This window comes from Photobacterium sp. DNB22_13_2 (assembly GCF_052873915.1).
Genome location: NZ_JBNNXU010000015.1, coordinates 1 through 21,450, shown reverse-complemented (window position 1 = coordinate 21,450; position 21,450 = coordinate 1). Strand labels below are relative to the sequence as shown.

Below are 21,450 nucleotides of genomic sequence, written 5' to 3'. Positions count from 1 at the left end.
ATCATGTTTCAAGATAATCCTTTACTAGCACAGCTTAAAAAACAAATTCAGGAAACGCTTCCTAAAAAAGAAGGCAGCATCAAAGCAACTGACCGTGGCTTTGGCTTTCTTGAAGTCGACAACAAGGAAAGCTACTTCATTCCACCTAACTATATGAAAAATGTTATGCACGGTGACCGTGTTATGGCCGTTATTCGTACGGAAAAGGAACGTGAGGTTGCCGAGCCACAGGAACTTATTGAGCAATTCGTTACTCGCTTTATTGGACGAGTGAAGCTTATTCGTGATCGCCTGCATGTTGTTCCCGATCACCCGCAGCTGAAAGATGCCGTTAAAGCTCGCCCTGTCAAAGGCCTTAACCCAGAATTACTCAAAGAGGGTGACTGGGTTGTTGCCAACATGACACGTCACCCGCTGGTTGGTGACAACAAAACTTTCTTCTGTGAAATTAAAGAAAAGATCACCGACAGTAACGACAAGATCGCGCCATGGTGGGTAACACTGGCTCGTCATGACCTGCCAAAAGCAGAACCTGCACCTCAGGATAGCTGGTCGATGCTTGAAGAAGGTCTAGAACGCGAAGATCTAACCGAACTTCCTTTCATTACTATCGACGGTGAATCGACCAAAGATATGGACGATGCTATTTACACCGTTGCTAAAGATGATGGCAGTTTTGAAATCACCATCGCCATAGCTGATCCAACATCTTATATAGAAGTCGGTGAAAAAATGGATAAAGAAGCACGTGAGCGTGGTTTCACCATTTATTTACCAGGTCGTAATATCCCGATGCTTCCTCGTGAGCTAAGCGACGAACTCTGCTCTCTACTAGAAGAAGAAAAGCGCCCAACGATCTGCTGCCGTGTAAGCATTGATAAAGACGGCGTCATCCAAGATGACATCCACTTCTTCGCCGCTTGGATCAAATCACAAGGCCGATTGGCTTACGACCATGTCTCTGATCTGCTTGAGAACGGCAACAGTGACAAGTGGACCCCAAACGAAACGATCCTAGCGCAAATTAAAGCGCTTCATGGTTTTGCTATTGCTCGCAGCGAATGGCGTGCGACCAATGCAGTTGTATTCCCAGATCGCCCAGACTACCGTTTCGAACTAAGTGAAGATAACGATGTTGTTGCGATTCACACCGATCCTCGCCGTACTGCCAATCGTATGATTGAAGAAGCGATGATCACTGCAAATATCTGTGCAGGTCGCGTGCTGAAAGAAAAATTCGATTTAGGTGTTTACAACTACCACAACGGATTCAACCCAGAGAAACTGGATACAGCAATGGACTTCCTATCCAAAGCCGAGGCGCCGTTCGAAAAAGATCAACTACTGACTTTAGAAGGCTTCAGTGCACTTCGCCGGTGGCTAAATGATCAAGACAGTACGTACCTTGACAACCGCTTGCGCAAGTTCCAAGCATACAGTGAAGTTGGCAATAAACCGGCCCCTCACTATGCTATGGGCCTAGATGTATACGCGACATGGACATCACCAATCCGTAAGTATGGCGATATGATCAACCATCGCCTGCTTAAAGCGGTTATCTCAGGGCAAGAGCCAAGCCAAACACCAGATGACAGTGTCGGTGAAGAGATTGCAATTCATCGCCGTAGCCACCGCATGGCTGAGCGTGATGTTGCTGATTGGCTATATGTCCGTCTGCTTAAAGATGCAGTTAAAGAAGCGACAGTCTTTACTGCTGAGATTTTCGATATCAACCGTGCAGGCATGCGTGTTCGTCTTCTTGAGAATGGTGCAGCAGCTTTCATACCTGCCCCGTTAATCATCGACAATAAAGCACGCATTGAGTGTAACGGTGAACTAGGTATCGTGAACATCGACAAGGTAAAAGAATACCAACTTGGTGATCAGCTTGAAGTAACCATTGCCGAAGTGCGTTCTGCAACTCGTCAACTTGTTGCCAAGCCTATTAAACAGTTCCCGGCACCAGAAGCTGAAGTTGCACCAGCGGAATCCGCTGAGGCTTAATCAGCAAAATTGACCAGATAAAAGGGCCAGCACTTGCTGGCTTTTTTTATATTTTCTGTTTTATCACTACATTTATTAAACCAGCCACATGCTCAGTGGCCTAATGAAAAAGTCAGCTATGCCAAATTATATAAAAGAAGAAGTACACCAGCAGGTAACACATTGGTTGGAAGAAGTCGTCATTGGACTCAACCTATGCCCTTTTGCAGCTAAACCTAATCGCAACAAACAAATTCAGATTTTTATTTCTGAGGCGCCAAATGAAGACGTGTTACTTGAAGAAATCTATCAGCAACTTCAAAAGCTGGATACTACACCTGTAGAAGAATTGGAAACCACCTTAGTCGTCACACCGAACCTGTTCAGTGATTTTGCAGACTATAACCAATATCTCGATCTCATCGATGCACTTGTATTCCAAATGGGCTATCAAGGCACCTATCAAGTCGCGAGCTTCCACCCCGATTACTGCTTCCACGGTACCGAACCTGATGATGCCGAGAACTTAACAAACCGCTCGCCTTATCCTATTTTTCATCTTATTCGCGAAGCAAGTATGGAAAAAGTGTTGAAGCACTACCCCGATCCAGAAGCTATTCCAGAACGTAATATTGAATGTGTAGAGAATTTAACCGAAGAAGAAGTAGCTCGATTATTTCCATTCTTGAAGTGATGTCAGATTCGCTGGGCTGTGCAACAGCCTGGCTGGCTTCTTATCATTAATGAATACATGAAGATAAAAAAACCCGAACAAGCTGTCGGGTTTTGGTTACCAATAAACTTACTCTTCTTGCAAAGGTAAGCCAGCTATGCAGCAACGCCAATATAAATGTGGGACCTAGCTAACCCTAGCAGATCGGCGGCCAAACCATTGCTAGGCACTAAGCCCGGGAGTTGCTTGCCTAAGTGAAAACAAGCATCTTGTTATTATCTCTGAAGGTAATCATTTATACCTTACTCAAATGATTCTATCAGCCCACATTAAAATGTGAAACCATAAAGAAGGTATAAATACCTAAAATTCATCATTTATTCAAAAAAAACCTTTTGAGTATTCTGAAAGTAATAAGTGACAAAATTGTAGGCTAGTAAACTGATAGATAAGATAATTTACTTAATAAAAGTTCACTTTATAAAATTAAAGTGACCAGTATTTCTGATCACTTTAATCTCTAAAAAGTGGTCAATTACTTGTTTGCCCCTTCTTTCATTTCTTTTTTCAACTTCGTGCACTCATAGGCTGGAATAGCGGTTACACCTAATATTTTCCCTTCATACATACATATGATTTGTGGTGTCGAGACAGAGCTACCACCGCTGTGACCAGAAGAAGAGTTGGCAAAAGTAAAGCTAGAGAAAACAAGCATCACCAAAACAAACAATCTTTTCATTAGAAGCCTCCACGAGTTAGGGTTTATTTACAACGTGAACCAACATTAAAAGCGTAGCAGGTAATGGCTGTAGTAAAAGCAGCGTGCTACTTCCAACCCGTGATATAGCGCTCTATGTTTAATTTATGAGGTTCACTATTGTTTAAGAGACAAAAAACCATATTTCTGGATGTGCACAAAAAAACCGGATGCCAAGACATCCGGTTTTAGTTTTGTATGGTGCAGGGCTAACCGTTAATGTATTACCCTTTCACGCCACCTGAAGTCAGGCCGCCCACCAAGAATTTCTGCGCCAGCAAGAATACTGTAGTGATTGGAATCGCTGACAATACTGCCGCTGCTGCAAAGTCGCCCCACAAGTAGTTCTGCGGGTACAGATACTGCTGCATACCAACAGCCAATGTATAGTTGTTTACATCAGTCAGTAGCAGTGAAGCTACCGGTACTTCAGTCACCACACCGATGAACGACAGGATAAACACCACAGCAAGGATCGGCACAGATAATGGCAACAATACCAAGCGGAATGCCTGCCACGGTGTTGCACCATCTAGGGCTGCCGCTTCTTCCAGCGAGCCATCAATTGTTTCGAAGTAACCTTTGATTGTCCATACGTGCAGTGCAATACCGCCAAGGTATGAGAAAATCAGACCACCGTGGGTATTAAGACCCAAGAATGGAATGTACTGGCCAAGACGATCAAACAAGGCATATAGAGCAACCAGAGCAAGTACTGCTGGGAACATCTGGAAGATCATCATCCCTTTCAAGATGGTGCTCTTACCTTTGAAGCGCATACGGGCGAACGCATAAGCACTAGTTGTCGACAGAGCAACAATGATTACCGAGGTAATGCCAGCCACTTTCACCGTATTCCACAGCCATAGCAGTACTGGAAATGGTGGTGGTGTGACGCTCCCATCGCTATTTGTCACCGAGAAGCCCAAGGCTAATCGCCAGTGATCGAGTGTTGGATTGCTTGGAATTAGCTCACCACCAGCAAAGTTACCTTCACGAAAGGAAATAGCAACAATCATCAGCAGCGGAAAAATCGTTGCAGCCAAGAACAAACACAATCCAATGTGTGTTGCCCATACCCGATATTTTAATGACTTAGGTTGAACCATTGGCATGACGTCTCTCCTTAGTCCTGCGAAAGCTTAGTGTTGGTAAATTTCAGGTTAAGTAGTGCCATACCACCTACCAAGATGAAGATAATTGTTGCGATTGCACCGGCTAGACCGAAGTCCTGACCACCGCCACCTTCGAATGCAATACGGTAGGTATAACTTACAAGCAAGTCTGTGTAACCTGCAGGCTCTGAGGTTCCAACCATGTTCGGGCCACCAGAGGTTAATAGCTGAATCATAACAAAGTTGTTGAAGTTAAACGCGAAGCTGGCAATCAGTAGCGGCGTCAGCGGTTTGATCAACATAGGTAATGTAATGTTGAAGAAGTTCTGGATAGGGCCTGCACCATCAATGGCAGATGCCTCATACAGATCTTCAGGAATCGACTTCAATAGACCCATACATAGAATCATCATGTACGGGAAGCCAAGCCAAGTATTCACCAGTACAACCATCACTCGAGCCATCACAGGGTCAGAGAACCATGATGGTTTGATGCCAAACATGGCTTCAAGCAACATGTTTATCTCACCAAAACTCTGGTTAAACAGGCCCTTAAAGATCAGAATCGAGATAAACGACGGTACGGCATAAGGAAGAATAAGCAGTACGCGGTAAATACCACTACCTTTCAGCGGCTCCCACTGTACGATTACGGCTAGGATCATCCCTAGTGCAAGCGTCAGAGCAACAGCAAGGAAAGCAAAAACAACAGTCCAGACGAAGATGCCAAGGAATGGTTCTTTAATACCATCGTCCGTCATCACTCGTTCGAAGTTCGCCGCACCAACACCAACCACAAATCCTGGAGAAATAGGTTTTTCAACAAACTCGCCATTAGCATCAATCGGTTGATAGAAACCAATCTCATAGTTTGGTTTGAACAACTGGTTTGTTTGGTTATTAAACAGCGATTCACCGTCGTCCTGTAAAGTAAATAGTGCTGTTTCAGCAGCAAACTTACGTAGACCACTCATGCGGATGTGTTCACCACCAGGCATCTCCAGTTCGACCTTATTTAGGTTTGAACGGTTTTGCACAATAGTACGGATGATTTCTTTCTCACCCTGCACAGCCCCTACTTGACGCAGGTTCATGGCCTCTTCTGCAGGCGGATTCGCAATATCAAACACGTCAGAGGCTAATAAGTCGCCATTCGCTTTAATAATGAGCTGATGACCACTATCAACCTTATAAAGGTCAAAACCGTAGCTCTCACCAGACAAGAAAGAGCGCTGCTGAAGTACCGTCTGCGCACGTTCCAAAGATAACTGGTTGGAGGCGCTGTAGTTAGTAAATGCCAACCCGACCGTATATATCAGAGGGAAGATAATGAAAATAATCATCCCGGCAATACCAGGATAGATATAGCGATGGGCGTAGGTTTTCTTACTACCAAAAATATAAAGAGCAAGAGCTGTGAGAACAACGGTAAGAAGCGCGAAGGGAATTTCACCCTGAGCATACATTAAGACAGTAGCATAACCGTTAACCGTACCGATCATGCCTAGCAGTGACCATTTAAGCCACTTACGATAATTTAATTTCGAACTTTCCTGAGGTGAATCGAGGAGTTCTGCACCTTGAACTGACTGCATCTCAGCTCCTTGCTAGCAAAAAGAAAAATAAATATGGGGAGAGTTACCCCTCCCCGCAAAAGGTATTACTTAAGAATGTGACCAGCGGCTGCATCAAGGGCGTCATCAACACCCTGGCGGCCGTCAACAACGTTCTGGATGGCGTTACCTTGCGCATACCAGAAAGCAGTCATTTGTGGAACATTTGGCATGATTTCACCGTTCATTGCGTTGTCCATTGTCGCGGCAATGCGGGTGTCTTTATCAAGCGTCTGCTGGAATGATTTCAGTGCAACAGCACCTAATGGCTTATCAGCGTCAACTTTAGCCAGACCTTCGTTAGTTAGTAGGTAGTTTTCGATGAACTCAACGGCTAGGTCTTTGTTAGGAGAAACTGCGCTGATGCCCGCAGTAAGAACACCAACAAAAGGTTTAGACGGGTTGCCGTTTAGCTTAGGAAGCAGAGTGACACCGTAATCAATACCAGACTTCTCAATGTTGCCCCAAGACCATGGGCCATTGATTGTCATTGCAACAGTACCTTTATTGAACTCGGCTTCTGAAATGCTGTAGTCCATATCTGGAGAGATAACTTTCTTATCAACCAGTGACTTGATGAAGTTCATGCCGTATTTCGCGCCTGCGTTGTTCACACCTACATCTTTTACGTCGTAGCCGTTCGCAGTAAATTTAAAGGCATAACCACCGTCAGCCGTAAGGAGAGGCCATGTGAAGAACGGTTCTTTTAGGTTCCACATGATCGCTTTCTTGCCATCTTTTTGAAGCTTCTTATCTAGCGCTTCGATATCTTCCCAGTTCTTAGGTGGGTTCGGAACAAGATCCTTGTTGTAAATCAGAGAAAGTGCTTCTACAGCAACAGGGTAGCCCACATATTTACCGTCATAAGATACCGCGTCCCAAGTAAAATCGATGATTTTGTCTTGCATCTCTTGAGATGGGTTAATCTCTGCTAGTAAACCAGCTTTTGCATAGCCACCGAAGCGGTCGTGTGCCCAGAATACGATATCCGGACCATCACCAGCGGCTGCTACCTGTGGGAAACGCTCTGCTAGGTTATCAGGGAAAGCGACAGTAACTTTTACGCCAGTGTCTTCTTCGAACTGTTTACCTACTTCTGCCAAGCCGTTGTAACCTTTATCACCATTAATCCAAATGGTAAGTTGACCTTCTTCAATCGCTGCATGTGCAGAGACTGAACTAAGTGCAGCAAGGGTACATAATGCGACTGTGCTGAGGACTTTCTTCATTATTAACATCCTTCATGATTGTTATTGGCTGTATTGCAAAAGCAACTCTGCAATACAAATTTCAGTCTGTATCTTCCAACAGTATCAAGCACTCGGCATCATCCTGTGTCCTACGCCCCCACCCCTTATGTGTGAAAAGCGTGATCTCCGTCGTTTCGCTTAGTGATGCAGATCTAATAACGACGGGCGATTGTGATACAGCGCACATACTACTGGGAATAAAACAGTCCTTCAGCCCTTACAATGACAAAGTGTGATCCAAACACTCCTCCCCCCTTCATCCCCCTTTTTATTTATCTATAAGGAGGATGTTTCTGTGCCCATCCTCAGCAAGAATACAACCATACCCACTGGGTAGTTGAAGACACTGTTCTTTTTCTTAGGTAATGCACTTTTGCACTAACCACTCTTTTTAAAGACGACAGCACCATTTTATTTCTTGGGGAAGTAGATAATTTGGATTTGGTCAGGGTAGACGTCTATTCCCTTAATGAATGACGCTCTACCCAGTTTTTCTTCAATTACACTGAAAAATTCTTTACCCGCAAGGTCACGCGCGAATAAGATGAGGCCTTGCTGGCAACAACAACTTAGAGGAATAGGCTCGATGACGAGTGTTACTTTACGAAATGTATGTAAAGCATATGGAGATAACCTGATATCGAAGAACGTTGATCTCGATATTGCTGAAGGTGAGTTCGTTGTCTTCGTTGGTCCATCAGGCTGTGGTAAGTCAACACTTCTACGTTGTATCGCAGGCCTGGAAGATATCACTTCCGGTGATTTGTACATCGGCGAAGAGCACATGAATGACGTGCCACCATCTGAACGTGGTGTGGGCATGGTATTCCAGTCTTATGCACTTTACCCTCACCTTAACCTGTTTGATAACATGTCTTTCGGCATGAAGCTGGCTAAAGCCGACAAGGACGAAACCAAACGCCGAGTTGACCACGCAGCAGACATCCTCCAGCTAGGACACCTTCTTGAGCGTAAACCAAAGGCTCTTTCTGGCGGCCAGCGTCAGCGTGTTGCAATTGGTCGTACCTTGGTGTCCCAGCCAAAAGTTTTCCTACTGGATGAACCACTTTCTAACCTTGATGCTGCGCTACGTGTACAAATGCGTATCGAAATTGCCAAACTTCACAAGCAACTGGGTTGCACCATGATCTACGTAACCCACGATCAGGTTGAAGCGATGACCATGGCACAGAAGATCGTGGTTCTTGATGGCGGCTATGTTTCTCAGGTAGGTAAACCGCTTGAGCTATACCACTACCCTCAAAACCGCTTCGTTGCCGGTTTCATCGGTTCACCAAAAATGAACTTCATGAGCGTGTTCATTGAACAAGTCGAAGCTGAGCGAGTGATGGTTCAAATGGCTGACGGTAATTCATTCTGGATCTCTGTTGACGGTTCTACGGTAACCAAAGGTGACCGCATGTCACTGGGTATTCGCCCTGAGCATTTAGTTCCAGAAGGTGAAGGTGATGCAACTATCGAAGGCAAAGTACAAGTTGTTGAAAAACTGGGCTATGAAACTCAAGCTTACCTGCACCTTGAGCACATGGATGCTGATTTCATCTATCGCCGCCCAGATACTATTAATGTCGATGCTGGCGATTCGTTCAAAGTAGATATTCCTGCGCATCGTTGTCACCTATTCCATAGCGATGGCAGAGCATGTCAGCGCCTATACAAAGAACCTTGCGAATAAAAAGACCCGTTTTATTTTTTAACTAAACAAGCGCTGTTGATTAAACCCAACAGCGCTTTTTTTATATCTAATTTTGACTCTGGAGCCATTATGCCAGACAGTTCATCGCTCAACCCGAAGCAAAAAAATTATGATCCTGCTCGGATGATAATCCATGAAAACATGCTGATTCCTCAACTCAATCGTCACCGAAATATACGAGTTTACCTACCTTCCGATTACGAAATTAGCGATAAAAACTACCCCGTCATTTACATGCATGATGGCCAGAATGTGTTTGAACCAGATTTGTGTATTTCGGGTTCAAGCTGGCAGGTTGCAGAGCAATTGGACGCATTACAGCACCAAGGAAAAACTAGTGGCCACATTGTTGTCACGATTGATTGTAGCCAGCTAAGAGGCCATCTTGGCCGCCGGGATGAGTATTCACCTTGGCCCTTCAGCCCTCCAGCTTCTCTTGCAAACTGGCAGCAAGCCAAAGATCCACAAGGTGGCGAGGGACAGGAATATTGTAATTTTCTCATTCAAACCCTCAAGCCTTTTGTCGATACCCATTACCGAACGCAACCAGAACGTGAGTCCACCACCATCGCTGGCAGCTCGATGGGGGGCTTTATCAGCCTGTATGCAGTATTAAAATACCCAGATACCTTCTCCAAAGCCGGTGTGTTCTCGCCTGCTTTCTGGTTCGCTCCTAACGAAATGAAATTATTCATTGAACAAGCCAGTATTGAGCAACCAATAGAGATCTATATGGACATAGGTACCAACGAGACCAGCGACCATACAATAGAGTTCTTTCCGGCTATCTATCATGATTTAGCCGTCGAGTTTGCTAATTTGCTTACCCGAAAATCTCAAAAACTGAAGTTCCATTTCGAAATTGAAACCGGTGGGATCCATAGTGAAACCGCCTGGGCCAAACGTTTCATCACGATGATAGAAAAATGGAGCATTCATTGATCCAAAAGCCTTCCAGCTCAGTAAAGGGTGGAACAGGAGTAAATCCACTCCTACACTAAAACTGAAACGGCAAGTTGGTCATACCGCTTATCTATTGGGTATGACTCTCGTATGGAGGATCATGACATGAGCAGCCATGATAGGATCGAAGATATAGAACAACGCATCCATTTAGCTTATCAAGAGGGCAATTATCAAGAGGCAAAAGCACTTGAGGCCAAGATGCAAAAGCTTAGAGGGCAACGAAACCTATACGACGACAATGAACCCTACTCCCTTGAAGGGCGTACCTATATGGAATTCGACTGAAAACCGTGCTGCTCCTTTAGCTAGCGACCGACGACCAGAAAAAAGCGCTGCAAACGCAGCGCTTTTCTTTTTTGGTTTATAAACCAGATGGCTAAGTATTCTATTATTCGATGCTGTTAATCTGTAGCTAAGGCAAGATCACCATGTTCGACTTGCTTCTGCAATACATGCTGGTCTTGCAGCACAGGGAATACCAAGGAATGGTCCGGCTCGGCAAAAGTAAGATCACCAATGGCACCCACAAAACTCGGTTGAATAAGCGCAAGATCACGAACTTGGCCATTCACGCTAACTGATGAGTATGTAGGATCAAACTTGATCTCAGCGGGTAATTCATCGGCATTAATCACGAGTTGATACTTCGCTTTGTCCTTTGCCATCAAATGCAGCTCAAGCTGAACAGGATTATGACTCTTGTACTGCAGCTCAAAACATTGCAGTCCTTGTTCGTTAAGCTGGTAACTAACTAACAGCGCATTTGAATCACCAAAACGAAGCTCCGCATCAAACTGCTGCCATGCTGATGGTATACAGGGTGCTAGCACAACCTTGCCTGCTAACAATTCAGGCTTAAAGCCGACATAGTCCTGGTAACCATTACGCGTAAACTCTGACACCGACCATGCTTGGGCATAAGTTCCTGTGGTGGTCAGTCCGCCTTGCTCATTCAAAAATGCATCAAGGTTTTCACTCATTGCCCCGCGATGACCTAAATACAAAATCTGATCGGACAGATTTTGGGTCAACTTGTAAGCAAAGTCTGCATAACCGTACTCAATCAGGCTTGAAACAGTAAAGCCCGCATTCCAACCCCAGATGGTACCGTTGTGATAGGCAGCATCTTTGTGATACTCGTTTCGATTGGCATGGTATGGGTGGAAAATAGGATCATGTTGTGACAATGATGTGATCCCCCAAGGGAACAACAACTCGCTCACGGCATTTTTAACCACTTTCGCCCCAATAGCTTTTTCCAGCAACCCATTATCAAACGGTACTGTTACCGTCATCAATTGGTTCGATCGGACCTGCAGATCACGCTGATCATCACTATAAAGGCGATCGGCTAACTTTTGCTGCTCTTTATCCCAGAACAGATTTTGAAAGCTTGCCCTTACCTGCTCGGCCATTATTTGATAATGCTCACTCCCCTGCACATCGTCGGTTAGCTTCGCCAACTCGACAGCGACCAATAAGCTGGTGTACCACAGAGCCTGAATGTCATTGGCACGCGTACCACGGGCTGACCAAGGCAGCTTACCTTCCAGTTTGGCATCCATCCAAGTATCAGGGTCGCGGTGAGTCATGAGTCCATGCTCATCAAGGTAGTGCTTTTCTATACCCGCAATATAGGTTTGAACCACTGGGTAAATAGCCGCAGCATAATCTTTGTCTCCGCTATAGCGCAGATAATCCCAGATTTCCCGTACCATCCACGGTGTACCATCTGTGGTGTTATAAATAATATTGGTTAAGCTGGTAACCCTGTTAGGGATGCGGCCAAAATTAACACTGCTTTCATCACTCAATTGCATCGAGGCAAAGTTATCAATAATAGTTTTAGCATCATCAAAGTCGCCATTGACCAAGGTGATCCCCGGTACGGCAATAAAGGAGTCACGCCCCCAGCAGTCTTTAAACCAAGGTAAGCCAGCCCAAATACCCTTGCCAAACTCCGTTGAGAGGAATACTTTCCCTGCCGCTTTCGCCCACATCAAAGCACGGTTGTATTCCCTATCTGATGTCCAAACATAGGAATGGGTCAGCATGTCATACACCTGCTGCTGGTGAATATTCACCCCATCATTGTCAACCAGTGCTTTTGCTTGTGAGATTGCCTCATCTTCACTTTCGGCAAAAGCCAAGTACACAGTCATCTCTGTTTGTGGCTCAGTCGAGATCAATAATGGTTTAACATGGTGACCACTCAGGTGAAGCTTGTCTTTCAGATCTGGCGTTTCGCCAAATGTAGTTTCTTTAAAACCAAACGCCCGATTTGCACAAAGGGCAATAAACGATGGCGTTCCCGGCAGGCGTAATGCATTAGCAAGCGAGTACACCACACCACCTTCGAATGCCTTCACCATTGAGCTATCCATCGCAAGGTTTAGCTGAGGGGCTATTGTCAGCGTAGCGGGCTTATCTGAACGTACCGTTATTGCGGCACTGCGCTGGCGGCTTTCCTGCCCCGAAAACAACATGAAAGTTTCTTCAGTATTATTTCCAGAGTCATTATTGAAGGTATGAGTAACACCGTAGGGATAGATACGCGCTTCTGGTGCCGAGGTTTTATCATTGAGTACACCATCGACAAATGATGCCATCGCTCCAAGGTACCAGCCTTGTTTATGACGGTACTTACCAGCTGCCACATACCCATGGGTGACACCATCGAAATAACCATCAATGTTATCGCCGAATACAAATGGAGAGCTTTGCTCAACACTAATAGCCAGCTCATTAAACAACGACTCTGGGTCCAATACTTTATTTCCCTTGCCAGCCACTTTCCCCTGACCTGCTATTACTGAAAATGAAGCGCTGAACAGGTCACGGTTCGGCTCGCTATCAAGGTTTTCACCACCGGCTTCAATCACCATTTCAACTATTTCATCTGAAACCTTGACTGAAATAGTATATAGGCCTGTCTCTGGTGCCATAAAGGTAAGGTCGTTGCCGATCCCTTTCGCAGGGATCAATTGCAGCCACTGTTGCAACTCACAGGCAACGGCTTTGTATTTATCAGCAGCAAAACTGAACGCTTCACTACCTTGCTGATCAGAAACCTTAAAATTATGAAGATCAGCAGAAAAGCAAACCACAGCCTGATACCAGCCTTCACCAATATACAGCATTGGTGTGTCATCCCCCCAACCATTAAAAGTCCCTTTAACATATAACGGCTCGTTAAAAGGTGCTTGTTCAATCGTGCTCACATGTAATCCTTGGGTAATCGTTCATTACAAAAATGCGCAGACTCTACAAAAAGAGCTGCGCATAATATTGATGTCTTCTGTTTATCCAGACATTTGGGCCGAATTAGCGGATCTGGGAAGCTGCTGTATCTAGTGCTTCTTGAACAGTTTGACGACCTAGAAGAGCGTTCTCGATTGCGGCGCCTTCAGCGAACCAGTATGCGGTCATTTCAGGGATATTCGGCATAATTTCGCCGTTTTCCGCGTTGGTCATGGTTGCGGCAATACGGCTGTCTTTAGACAACTCTTGCTGGAAAGATTTCAGCGTCACAGCACCCAGCGGCTTATCGTCATTTACTTTAGCCAACCCTTCATCAGTGATCAGGTAATTTTCTAGGAACTCAACAGCTAAGTCAGTGTTAGGGCTTGCTGCGTTGATACCCGCGCTTAGTACACCAACGAATGGGTTTGATTTACCACCATCCAAGGTTGGGAATACTGCAACACCATAGTTAATATTCGACTTTTCAAGGTTAGCCCAAGACCATGGACCGTTGATCGTCATCGCCACGTTGCCCTTGTTAAACTCAGACTCAGAAACGGCGTAATCCATATCGGCTGATACAACCCCTTTGTCCGAGAGATCTACCAAGAAGCTCAGGCCAGCAACGCCGGCTTCGTTGTTCAGACCCACTTGCTTACCATCAAAGCCAGTCTCTGTTTTCTTGAAGGCGTAACCACCGTTAGCTGAGATCATCGGCCAAGTGAAGTATGCGTTCTTCACGTCCCACATAATGGCTTTCTTGCCTTTGGCCGCCATTTGTTTTTCGATATCGTACAGTTCTTCCCACGTTGTTGGTGGCTCAGGTAGTAAATCTTTGTTATAAATCAACGAAGGCGATTCTAATGCCACAGGGTAACCCACCAGCTTGCCATCGTAAGTTACGGCATCCCAACTGAAATCAACTAGCTTATTTTTAAATTCAGCTGATGGCTTAATTTCAGTCAAAAGACCAGATTTTGCATAGCCACCGAAACGGTCATGAGCCCAGAAGATAATGTCAGGGCCGCCGCCTGTAGGCGCGACTTGCTGGAATTTGGCTTCCAGTGAGTCAGGGTACTGAACGTTAACTTTCACCCCTGTGTCTTCTTCAAATTGGCGACCTACTTCAGCCAAGCCTTCGTAGCCTTTGTCGCCATTAATCCAAATAAGGATTTCACCTTCCTGCATCGCCGAAGCAGCCATAGGAAAAGCAAGAGCAGCAGTTAGAGAGCACAGAGCAAAGGATTTCATCACACGTTTCATAGATATTTCCAAATTATTTTTATTCGACCTGAGCATTTTCCTCCTCCCACTTCAGATGAGCATCATCCCCCCGCCTACGCCCCCCTAATCTTGATTCAACTCTGTGAAATTGAACACATTTTGTAGATATCAGCATTCAAGAGCATCATGCTACTTTGCTATCAAGTCTTGTGTGACTACCACCCTCAAAAAACTCATAATGCGAGCTCGGATGGCTTGCTGATACTCGTTGTCACTCACCACAAATGTAAATTTACATTACGCATTGATGAATGCATCGCGATCGGTGTTACCCCATAGTTCATCAGCGACATCATAGTTGGTCATTTGACAAGGGTTAGTAAAATAAATAAAAGGTGGAGCCAAGGATCACTCCACCTTTTATATACATAGCCCAAATTAAAGTCATATGGGTATATTAGTCGACAAGGGGATAGACACCCTTTTCGTCATGGACTTCTGCCCCTGTAATAGGTGGATTAAAGACACAAGCCATGACCATTTCCTTGTTTTCGTATGCTCTTAGAAAATGTTCATCGTGCTTATCTAAGATATACAAAGTACCCGGTTTGATCGGATAGGTTTCCCCTCCTACAACTTCAATTTCTCCTTCACCACTCATGCAGAAAACAGACTCTAAATGATTTTGGTAATGTATATGGGTCTCTGTACCTTCGTAGATTGTTGTAATATGGAAGGAAAAGCCCATATCGTCGTCTTTCAGCAACATACGGACACTTTCCCAATTACCCGCAACGACCCGTCTCTCACTTTTGCGACACTCATCGAGTGTTCTAACGATCATAATTCTTCCTTGTTAAGATGCTTTTTTATACAATTTTTCAGCAATTGTCTCCACTGCCCCCTCGAATATACTCAACCCTTGGGTCAGTTCAGCGTTACTGATTGTTAGCGGACAAAAGAACTTCACGACTTCATCGTTTGGGCCCGCAGTTTCGATGACCATACCGTTCTCGAAGCACGCTTTAGCTATATCACCGGCGACATCACCATTCTGGCATTCAATGCCAATCATCATGCCACGTCCTTTGCTTTGCACGAACATATCTGGAAAACGCTGCTTACAACGGAGAATAACGTCGATTACCTGTTGTGAGCATTGCTGAATGTGCGCTTCAAAATTCGCATTGGACCAATAGATTTCAAGGGCGTGGGCAGCGGTAATAAACGCATGGTTATTGCCACGAAATGTGCCGTTGTGCTCACCTGGTTTCCAATGATCAAGTTCTGGTTTTAGTAGCACGACGGCCATCGGTAAACCATAGCCGCTAATAGATTTTGAGAGCGTTACAATATCCGGCTGGATACCTGAAGGTTCAAAACTAAAAAAAGTGCCTGTACGGCCACAGCCTGCCTGAATATCATCAACAATAAGCAAGATGTCGTTTGACTGACAAATTCGACTTAATTTCTGAAGCCATTCGTTCGAGGCTACATTGAGGCCACCCTCTCCCTGTACGGTTTCCAGAAGTACGGCAGCAGGTTTATCGATACCCGCGGAATTATCAGCCAGCATAGTTTCGAATAGCTTAAGGCCATCAACCCCGGCATAGCCTTCAAACGGTAAGCGGGTGACATTGTGTAGCTCTGAGCCCGCACCTTGTCGGTGATGTTGGTTTCCAGTGGCTGCTAATGCACCCGCTGTACAACCATGAAAGCCATTAGTGAAGGCGACAATGCTGCTTCGCCCTTTAACCTTTTTGGCTAATTTCAAAGCGGCTTCAACCGCATTCGTGCCTGTCGGGCCTGTAAATTGCACTTTGTACTCAAGACCTCTTGGCTCGAGGATTATCCGGTTTAAAGCATCAAGAAAAAAAGCCTTTGCTTCCGAGTGCATGTCTAAGCCGTGTGTAATGCCATCCATTTCGATGTATTCAAGAAGCGCTTGCTTAAGCAATGGGTTATTGTGACCGTAATTAAGAGATCCCGCACCAGCAAGAAAATCTAAATAACGTTCACCTTGATCTGTTTCCAGCCAACAACCTTTTGCTTTTCGAAAAACAACTGGAAAGCTGTTTGAATAAGAACGAACATTAGATTCTTGCTTTTGAAAAATATCCATAATAAGACCGTTTTTGATACCTATTTGATGAGGATTATTTAAGAGGGATTCGATACAGGTACTCTGTATCATGCTTATCTTTGAAATGGTCCTTTTCATCGAGAAAAGTCGTCACCTCTCCGAGTTTTCCGTGAAGTAAATCTAGCTTTTGAAACAATGCCCAAGAAGCTTCATTTTCTTTGGTAATAGTCGTTTCAACTGCAGTTATATTTTCTAACCCTTTCCTATTCAGAAGCGCTTCCAACATACAAAAAGCCAAACCTTTACCCCTGCAATAAGGGGCGACAGCGACTTGCCAGACAAAAAGCACATTCGGTTCATCCGGTTTTTGGTAGCCCGAAATAAAACCCGCTATCTCGGTGTTGTGCTCAGCTAAAATGCAGGTCTTGCTGAAATGGATAGATTGCAGAAAGTTACAATAAGAGGAATTCATATCTAATGGCGGACATTCTGCGATGAGACGATAAACGTCATCACCATCATAGCGGTTAGGTTCCCGAAAATTCCATTTAGGGATTAAACCCTCTCCAACGTCTGAATGTAGCATCCAAGGAGCTGATGTGATCATGCGTGAAAAAATTCCTTTGATCTCTAATCAATTTCATTTTTATTATGAGCACTTTTTACCGCTTTTAATCAACAAAACAGCAAAAAAATAAGCATTTACGCGACGTGAATCACACTTAAGAGTGAAAACGTTGAAATGTATTGATTCGCCCTCTAATGTATTTTCTCAGTATGCTAATAGGTAGTTCAACTTGCCACATACCAATGAGTGTATTCGCCTTCTTGAAATGATGAGAACGACCCCTTACTAAAAACTTACCCAAATACAGCCATTTATTCCAACTACCAAGCAGACTGACGTAAAGTATTTTACAGCCTGTAAACCAACAATCGAAAAACAGAAAAAAACACCAAACACAACAATTAGAACTCTAACCATTATGCAGGAGGTGCAGCTCAACATCTCGGCTCTCCAGAGAGAAACACATTGAATACGAACACATCAAAAATTAAAGAATATTTAATAAGAGCAAATACTCAATAACAAACAAACAACAACCCAAAAAATAAACCTTTATTTACAAGAACTTAAAAAATAACACCCTTGACTAAACACTTTATAAAAAACCACTATCACCCATCTTACCGTACCTCATACCTTGAAATTTTCGATCAGATTACTTAGAGTACAAAACGTTCCACAACAAAACTTATACAAAAGGACGATTGACATGGATCCCATACTGGAAGTTAAGGGACTGTATAAAGTGTTTGGAGACGATCCTGACCGCGCATTCACGCTTATTAAGGATGGTATCGATAAAGATCGAATTTTCGAGCAAACTGGACTAACTCTAGGTGTCAACGACGTTTCTCTTACCATAAATGAAGGAGAAATTTTCGTTATCATGGGTCTATCTGGTTCAGGAAAGTCGACGCTTGTCCGGCTACTGAATCGGTTAATAGAGCCCACCAAAGGCAGCGTCTACCTGAAGGGGAAAGACATTGCACATATCTCAGAACAAGAGCTTAGAGAAGTTCGCCGCAACAACATCTCAATGGTATTTCAAAATTTTGCACTGATGCCTCACATGACAGTGATTGAAAATACCGCATTTGGCCTAGAGTTAGCAGGCATCAATGTTAAAGACCGAAACGCCAGTGCGCTATCTGCACTAAAACGCGTCGGTCTCGACCCTTATGCCGAATCCTATCCTGATGAATTGTCTGGCGGTATGAAGCAGCGTGTTGGTTTGGCTCGGGCACTGGCTTGCGACCCTGATATTTTGCTCATGGACGAAGCGTTTTCAGCACTGGATCCTCTCATAAGAACTGAAATGCAGGATGAACTAATACGCCTGCAAAACGATGATAAGCGAACGATCGTTTTCATCTCTCATGATCTGGATGAAGCGATGCGGATCGGGGATCGCATTGCGATTATGCAAAACGGTGAAGTCGTTCAAGTAGGTACGCCTGATGAAATTCTTCACCGTCCAGCCAATGACTATGTCGAAGCCTTTTTCCGAGGTGTAAACATAGCCAATGTACTAACAGCTAAAGACATCGCCCGTAAAAAGCCTTCGGCAATGTTCAAAAAATCGGAAAATGACGGTCCAGGTTCCGCATTGCAGCTTTTAATGGATCATGATCGTGATTACGGCATCGTTATTGATAAATCCAGCCGCTTCTCTGGCATCGTCTCACTTGATTCGTTGCAACTTGCGCACAAGGAGAATCGCTCATTAGCCAGTGCCCAGTTAAAAGATACGATCACTTTACAACCTAATCAGTCAATTAACGACATCTTAGGCCCTGTTGCTAGCGTGCCTTACGCCGTCCCTGTCGTTGACGAAGAAGGTCACTATCTAGGTGTCGTGACTAAGTCACGTCTTCTGCAAACATTGGATAAGGATTAGTCTTATGTCATCAGAACAAACAAACAGCGATCCTTGGTCACAGCCAACAAGTCAGCAGAGTGACCCTTGGTCACAAGGAACAGATGCAGCATCAGGTCCAGACTGGTTAAGCTCAGAAGTCGTACAGGAGAAGCCTTTCGATTTTTTGAATCCATTTCAAGATGCCGTTTTACCGCTCGATAATTGGGTAGAATCGGGTCTAAACTGGTTAGTCGAACATGGGCGCCCAGTCTTTCAAGCCATTCGTGTTCCAATCGATTTCATACTAACGTCTTTTGAAACAGCATTAGTTTCAACGCCGGCCCCTTTCATGCTGCTTATCTTATTCTTATTAGCCTGGCAGTTTTCTAATTTCCGGCTGGGTGTGTCAACCATTGCATCGCTGGTGTTTATTGGCCTAATCGGTGCTTGGTCACAAGCCATGACCACACTTGCCTTGGTCTTGACCTCCGTTTTCTTCTGCCTGCTGATCGGACTCCCAATGGGTATTTGGCTCGCGAGAAGCAACACTGCGGCAAGATTTATTCGGCCCATTCTCGATGCGATGCAAACTACCCCTGCTTTTGTGTATCTGGTGCCAATTGTCATGTTGTTCGGGATTGGTAACGTACCCGGAGTGGTGGTCACCATCATATTCGCTTTGCCTCCAGTCGTTCGCCTGACCATTTTAGGGATTCAACAAGTGCCTGAAGAATTAATTGAAGCGGGTCATTCATTTGGCGCAAACAAAAAGCAAATGCTATATCGCATTCAGCTCCCTTTGGCCCTTCCTACCATCATGGCAGGGGTCAACCAAACCCTGATGCTGTCTTTGTCCATGGTTGTCATTGCTTCGATGATCGCTGTCGGAGGCTTAGGTCAAATGGTACTTCGTGGCATTGGCCGCCTGGATATGGGGCTCGCCGCTGTTGGAGGCTTAGGTATCGTTATTCTGGCCATCTTGCTAGACCGTATTACCCAAGTCCTAGGCACTAACGCTGGTAATACAAAGTTACGCTGGTACCACACTGGACCGGTTTCATACCTATTAAAACGTAAAAACAAAACAAAGCAGCCTACTATCAACTTGAGGAGAAATACAAATGAGTAATTCATGGAAGAAAGCGCTTTTAGTAGGGGCCATCGCCTCTGTCAGTTTTTCCGGTCATACACTGGCAAATGAACTACCGGGCAAAGGTGTATCCGTTCAACCGCTGCAATCCACCGTTGCCGAAGAAACCTTTCAAACATTGATAGTTAACCGCGCTCTAGAAGCACTTGGCTTTGATGTTCAGCCAACTAAAGAGGTCGATTACAACGTCGGTTATACGTCTATCGCTAAAGGTGATGCGACTTTCCTCGCCGTTGGCTGGTTTCCTCTTCACGCTGATAAATACACCATGTCTGGCGGTGACGACAAATTCTCTCGCCAGGGGCAGTACGTCAGCGGTGCAGCACAAGGCTACTTAATCGACAAGAAAACCGCTGAAAAGCATGGTATTACCAACATTGGACAATTAAAAGATCCAGAGCTGGCCAAGCTGTTTGATGCTAATGGTGACGGTAAAGCAGACCTAACGGGTTGTAACCCTGGTTGGGGCTGTGAAATGGTGATTGAAGAGCAACTTAACGCCTACAGCCTACGTGATACTGTCACCCACAACCAAGGTAACTATGCGGCAATCATTGCAGATACCATTTCGCGCTACAAAAAAGGCGACCCGATCCTGTATTACACTTGGACACCATATTGGGTAAGCGGCGTACTGGTTCCGGGTAAAGATGTTGTTTGGTTAGAAGTACCGTTCTCCGCCCTACCTGGCGAGCGCAAGAATGTTGATACAACACTCGCCAACGGTAAAAACTACGGCTTCGAGATGAACTCAATGCGTATCGTCGCCAATAAAGAGTTTACTGAGAAAAACCCTGCGGCCGCTAAATTATTCGAAATAATTAAACTCAACATCAATGACGTCAGTGCCCAGAACATGATGATGAGCCAAGGTAAGAACAGTTCTGCGGATATTGAATCGCATGTAAACGGTTGGATTAAAGCGAACCAAAAGCAATTTGACGCATGGATAGCTGAAGCCAAGAAGGCTTCGCTGTAAGCGAGCCTAATTTAGAAGCCTCTTTGGGCTTACAAAATAACCCTCACTTTTGTAAAAAGTGAGGGTTTTCTTTGAACGGACTCTTCTTACTACATAAGCAATCTTTCAATCACCAGCAAGTCTTCACCGTTTCCACGTTGTAGATGATAAGCTTGGACACCACACTTCCGCGCCATATCAACATTCTCTAAGACATCATCAAAAAACAAATCATTAATGAAAATATCAGAAAAAAGAGGATACGAGCACAAAATAATGAAGTATGAAAGGA

18 protein-coding genes and 1 pseudogene are annotated in these 21,450 nt (G+C 44.7%); 8 read left to right on the top strand and 11 right to left on the bottom strand.

The window, feature by feature from the left end:
* The first annotated feature begins 3 nt into the window (after positions 1 to 3).
* Together ACVA58_RS19265 and ACVA58_RS19260 are read left to right on the top strand one after the other, a co-directional pair.
* Complete coding sequence (locus ACVA58_RS19265; protein ID WP_446511987.1) at positions 4 to 2,004, top strand: exoribonuclease II; 2,001 nt, start codon at positions 4 to 6, stop codon at positions 2,002 to 2,004.
* Between the two features lie 118 nt (positions 2,005 to 2,122).
* Positions 2,123 to 2,677 carry a DUF1415 domain-containing protein gene (locus tag ACVA58_RS19260; protein ID WP_446511986.1) on the top strand — a complete coding sequence of 185 codons (555 nt, stop codon included), beginning with the start codon at positions 2,123 to 2,125 and terminating at the stop codon, positions 2,675 to 2,677.
* Between the two features lie 514 nt (positions 2,678 to 3,191).
* Here ACVA58_RS19260 and ACVA58_RS19255 read toward each other — a convergent pair.
* The 4 genes from ACVA58_RS19255 to malE (ACVA58_RS19240) all read right to left on the bottom strand — a co-directional run bounded on the left by ACVA58_RS19255 (position 3,192) and on the right by malE (ACVA58_RS19240) (position 7,370).
* Positions 3,192 to 3,395 (bottom strand): hypothetical protein, encoded by a 204-nt coding sequence (locus tag ACVA58_RS19255; protein WP_446511985.1) that lies wholly within the window; start codon positions 3,393 to 3,395, stop codon positions 3,192 to 3,194.
* 242 nt (positions 3,396 to 3,637) lie between these two features.
* The gene (gene malG / locus ACVA58_RS19250; RefSeq protein WP_446511984.1) at positions 3,638 to 4,528 is read right to left on the bottom strand and encodes a maltose ABC transporter permease MalG; all 891 of its coding nucleotides are present in this window, start codon (positions 4,526 to 4,528) and stop codon (positions 3,638 to 3,640) included.
* 11 nt (positions 4,529 to 4,539) lie between these two features.
* The gene (malF, locus tag ACVA58_RS19245; RefSeq protein WP_446511983.1) at positions 4,540 to 6,123 is read right to left on the bottom strand and encodes a maltose ABC transporter permease MalF; all 1,584 of its coding nucleotides are present in this window, start codon (positions 6,121 to 6,123) and stop codon (positions 4,540 to 4,542) included.
* Between the two features lie 65 nt (positions 6,124 to 6,188).
* Entirely contained in the window at positions 6,189 to 7,370 is a 1,182-nt protein-coding gene (malE, locus tag ACVA58_RS19240) for a maltose/maltodextrin ABC transporter substrate-binding protein MalE (RefSeq protein WP_446511982.1), read from the bottom strand.
* A 607-nt stretch (positions 7,371 to 7,977) separates the two neighbouring features.
* On the opposite strand from malE (ACVA58_RS19240), the gene malK reads away from it, so the two are divergent.
* The 3 genes from malK to ACVA58_RS19225 all read left to right on the top strand — a co-directional run bounded on the left by malK (position 7,978) and on the right by ACVA58_RS19225 (position 10,359).
* Positions 7,978 to 9,087: a maltose/maltodextrin ABC transporter ATP-binding protein MalK gene (gene malK, locus ACVA58_RS19235; protein WP_446511981.1), complete on the top strand. Its 1,110-nt coding sequence runs from the start codon at positions 7,978 to 7,980 to the stop codon at positions 9,085 to 9,087.
* 90 nt (positions 9,088 to 9,177) lie between these two features.
* Positions 9,178 to 10,050 (top strand): alpha/beta hydrolase, encoded by an 873-nt coding sequence (locus ACVA58_RS19230; RefSeq protein ID WP_446511980.1) that lies wholly within the window; start codon positions 9,178 to 9,180, stop codon positions 10,048 to 10,050.
* A 126-nt stretch (positions 10,051 to 10,176) separates the two neighbouring features.
* Positions 10,177 to 10,359, top strand: a complete 183-nt coding sequence (locus tag ACVA58_RS19225; RefSeq protein ID WP_255043241.1) for a hypothetical protein — start codon at positions 10,177 to 10,179, stop codon at positions 10,357 to 10,359.
* Positions 10,360 to 10,475: 116 nt separating this feature from the next.
* Here ACVA58_RS19225 and ACVA58_RS19220 read toward each other — a convergent pair whose 3' ends face one another.
* The 6 genes and pseudogenes from ACVA58_RS19220 to ectA form a co-directional block, all read right to left on the bottom strand.
* Positions 10,476 to 13,295, bottom strand: coding sequence for an amylo-alpha-1,6-glucosidase (locus tag ACVA58_RS19220; protein ID WP_446511979.1), 2,820 nt, complete (start codon positions 13,293 to 13,295; stop codon positions 10,476 to 10,478).
* A 103-nt stretch (positions 13,296 to 13,398) separates the two neighbouring features.
* The gene (gene malE / locus ACVA58_RS19215; RefSeq protein WP_446511978.1) at positions 13,399 to 14,580 is read right to left on the bottom strand and encodes a maltose/maltodextrin ABC transporter substrate-binding protein MalE; all 1,182 of its coding nucleotides are present in this window, start codon (positions 14,578 to 14,580) and stop codon (positions 13,399 to 13,401) included.
* A gap of 145 nt (positions 14,581 to 14,725) precedes the next feature.
* A pseudogene (locus ACVA58_RS19210) lies at positions 14,726 to 14,897 on the bottom strand (aspartate kinase); the annotation flags it as partial.
* A gap of 101 nt (positions 14,898 to 14,998) precedes the next feature.
* Positions 14,999 to 15,385, bottom strand: coding sequence for an ectoine synthase (locus ACVA58_RS19205; protein WP_446511977.1), 387 nt, complete (start codon positions 15,383 to 15,385; stop codon positions 14,999 to 15,001).
* A 12-nt stretch (positions 15,386 to 15,397) separates the two neighbouring features.
* Positions 15,398 to 16,663, bottom strand: a complete 1,266-nt coding sequence (gene ectB / locus ACVA58_RS19200) for a diaminobutyrate--2-oxoglutarate transaminase (RefSeq protein ID WP_446511976.1) — start codon at positions 16,661 to 16,663, stop codon at positions 15,398 to 15,400.
* A 34-nt stretch (positions 16,664 to 16,697) separates the two neighbouring features.
* Positions 16,698 to 17,231, bottom strand: coding sequence for a diaminobutyrate acetyltransferase (gene ectA, locus ACVA58_RS19195; protein ID WP_446511975.1), 534 nt, complete (start codon positions 17,229 to 17,231; stop codon positions 16,698 to 16,700).
* 670 nt (positions 17,232 to 17,901) lie between these two features.
* Here ectA and proV point away from each other — a divergent pair.
* From proV to proX, 3 genes are read left to right on the top strand one after another with little or no spacing between them, the layout of a single operon-like run.
* Complete coding sequence (gene proV / locus ACVA58_RS19190; RefSeq protein ID WP_446511974.1) at positions 17,902 to 19,089, top strand: glycine betaine/L-proline ABC transporter ATP-binding protein ProV; 1,188 nt, start codon at positions 17,902 to 17,904, stop codon at positions 19,087 to 19,089.
* A gap of 4 nt (positions 19,090 to 19,093) precedes the next feature.
* Positions 19,094 to 20,179: a glycine betaine/L-proline ABC transporter permease ProW gene (gene proW, locus ACVA58_RS19185; protein ID WP_446511973.1), complete on the top strand. Its 1,086-nt coding sequence runs from the start codon at positions 19,094 to 19,096 to the stop codon at positions 20,177 to 20,179.
* The gene (proX, locus tag ACVA58_RS19180; protein WP_446511972.1) at positions 20,172 to 21,179 is read left to right on the top strand and encodes a glycine betaine/L-proline ABC transporter substrate-binding protein ProX; all 1,008 of its coding nucleotides are present in this window, start codon (positions 20,172 to 20,174) and stop codon (positions 21,177 to 21,179) included. Before proW ends, proX begins: the two co-directional genes overlap by 8 nt.
* Positions 21,180 to 21,268: 89 nt before the next feature.
* Here proX and ACVA58_RS19175 read toward each other — a convergent pair.
* Positions 21,269 to 21,450, bottom strand: a 182-nt coding sequence (locus ACVA58_RS19175; RefSeq protein ID WP_446511971.1) for a hypothetical protein, incomplete at its 5' end; no start/stop codon positions are given.

Bases quoted from the DNA above. Each gene is read 5' to 3' on its own strand.
- ectA (WP_446511975.1), bottom strand. From the start codon at position 17,231: ATGATCACATCAGCTCCTTGGATGCTACATTCAGACGTTGGAGAGGGT.
- proX (WP_446511972.1), top strand. From the start codon at position 20,172: ATGAGTAATTCATGGAAGAAAGCGCTTTTAGTAGGGGCCATCGCCTCT.
- ACVA58_RS19225 (WP_255043241.1), top strand. From the start codon at position 10,177: ATGAGCAGCCATGATAGGATCGAAGATATAGAACAACGCATCCATTTA.
- malE (WP_446511982.1), bottom strand. From the start codon at position 7,370: ATGAAGAAAGTCCTCAGCACAGTCGCATTATGTACCCTTGCTGCACTT.
- proW (WP_446511973.1), top strand. From the start codon at position 19,094: ATGTCATCAGAACAAACAAACAGCGATCCTTGGTCACAGCCAACAAGT.
- ACVA58_RS19260 (WP_446511986.1), top strand. From the start codon at position 2,123: ATGCCAAATTATATAAAAGAAGAAGTACACCAGCAGGTAACACATTGG.
- ACVA58_RS19205 (WP_446511977.1), bottom strand. From the start codon at position 15,385: ATGATCGTTAGAACACTCGATGAGTGTCGCAAAAGTGAGAGACGGGTC.
- ectB (WP_446511976.1), bottom strand. From the start codon at position 16,663: ATGGATATTTTTCAAAAGCAAGAATCTAATGTTCGTTCTTATTCAAAC.
- proV (WP_446511974.1), top strand. From the start codon at position 17,902: ATGGATCCCATACTGGAAGTTAAGGGACTGTATAAAGTGTTTGGAGAC.
- ACVA58_RS19255 (WP_446511985.1), bottom strand. From the start codon at position 3,395: ATGAAAAGATTGTTTGTTTTGGTGATGCTTGTTTTCTCTAGCTTTACT.
- malF (WP_446511983.1), bottom strand. From the start codon at position 6,123: ATGCAGTCAGTTCAAGGTGCAGAACTCCTCGATTCACCTCAGGAAAGT.
- malG (WP_446511984.1), bottom strand. From the start codon at position 4,528: ATGCCAATGGTTCAACCTAAGTCATTAAAATATCGGGTATGGGCAACA.
- ACVA58_RS19230 (WP_446511980.1), top strand. From the start codon at position 9,178: ATGCCAGACAGTTCATCGCTCAACCCGAAGCAAAAAAATTATGATCCT.
- malE (WP_446511978.1), bottom strand. From the start codon at position 14,580: ATGAAACGTGTGATGAAATCCTTTGCTCTGTGCTCTCTAACTGCTGCT.
- ACVA58_RS19265 (WP_446511987.1), top strand. From the start codon at position 4: ATGTTTCAAGATAATCCTTTACTAGCACAGCTTAAAAAACAAATTCAG.
- malK (WP_446511981.1), top strand. From the start codon at position 7,978: ATGACGAGTGTTACTTTACGAAATGTATGTAAAGCATATGGAGATAAC.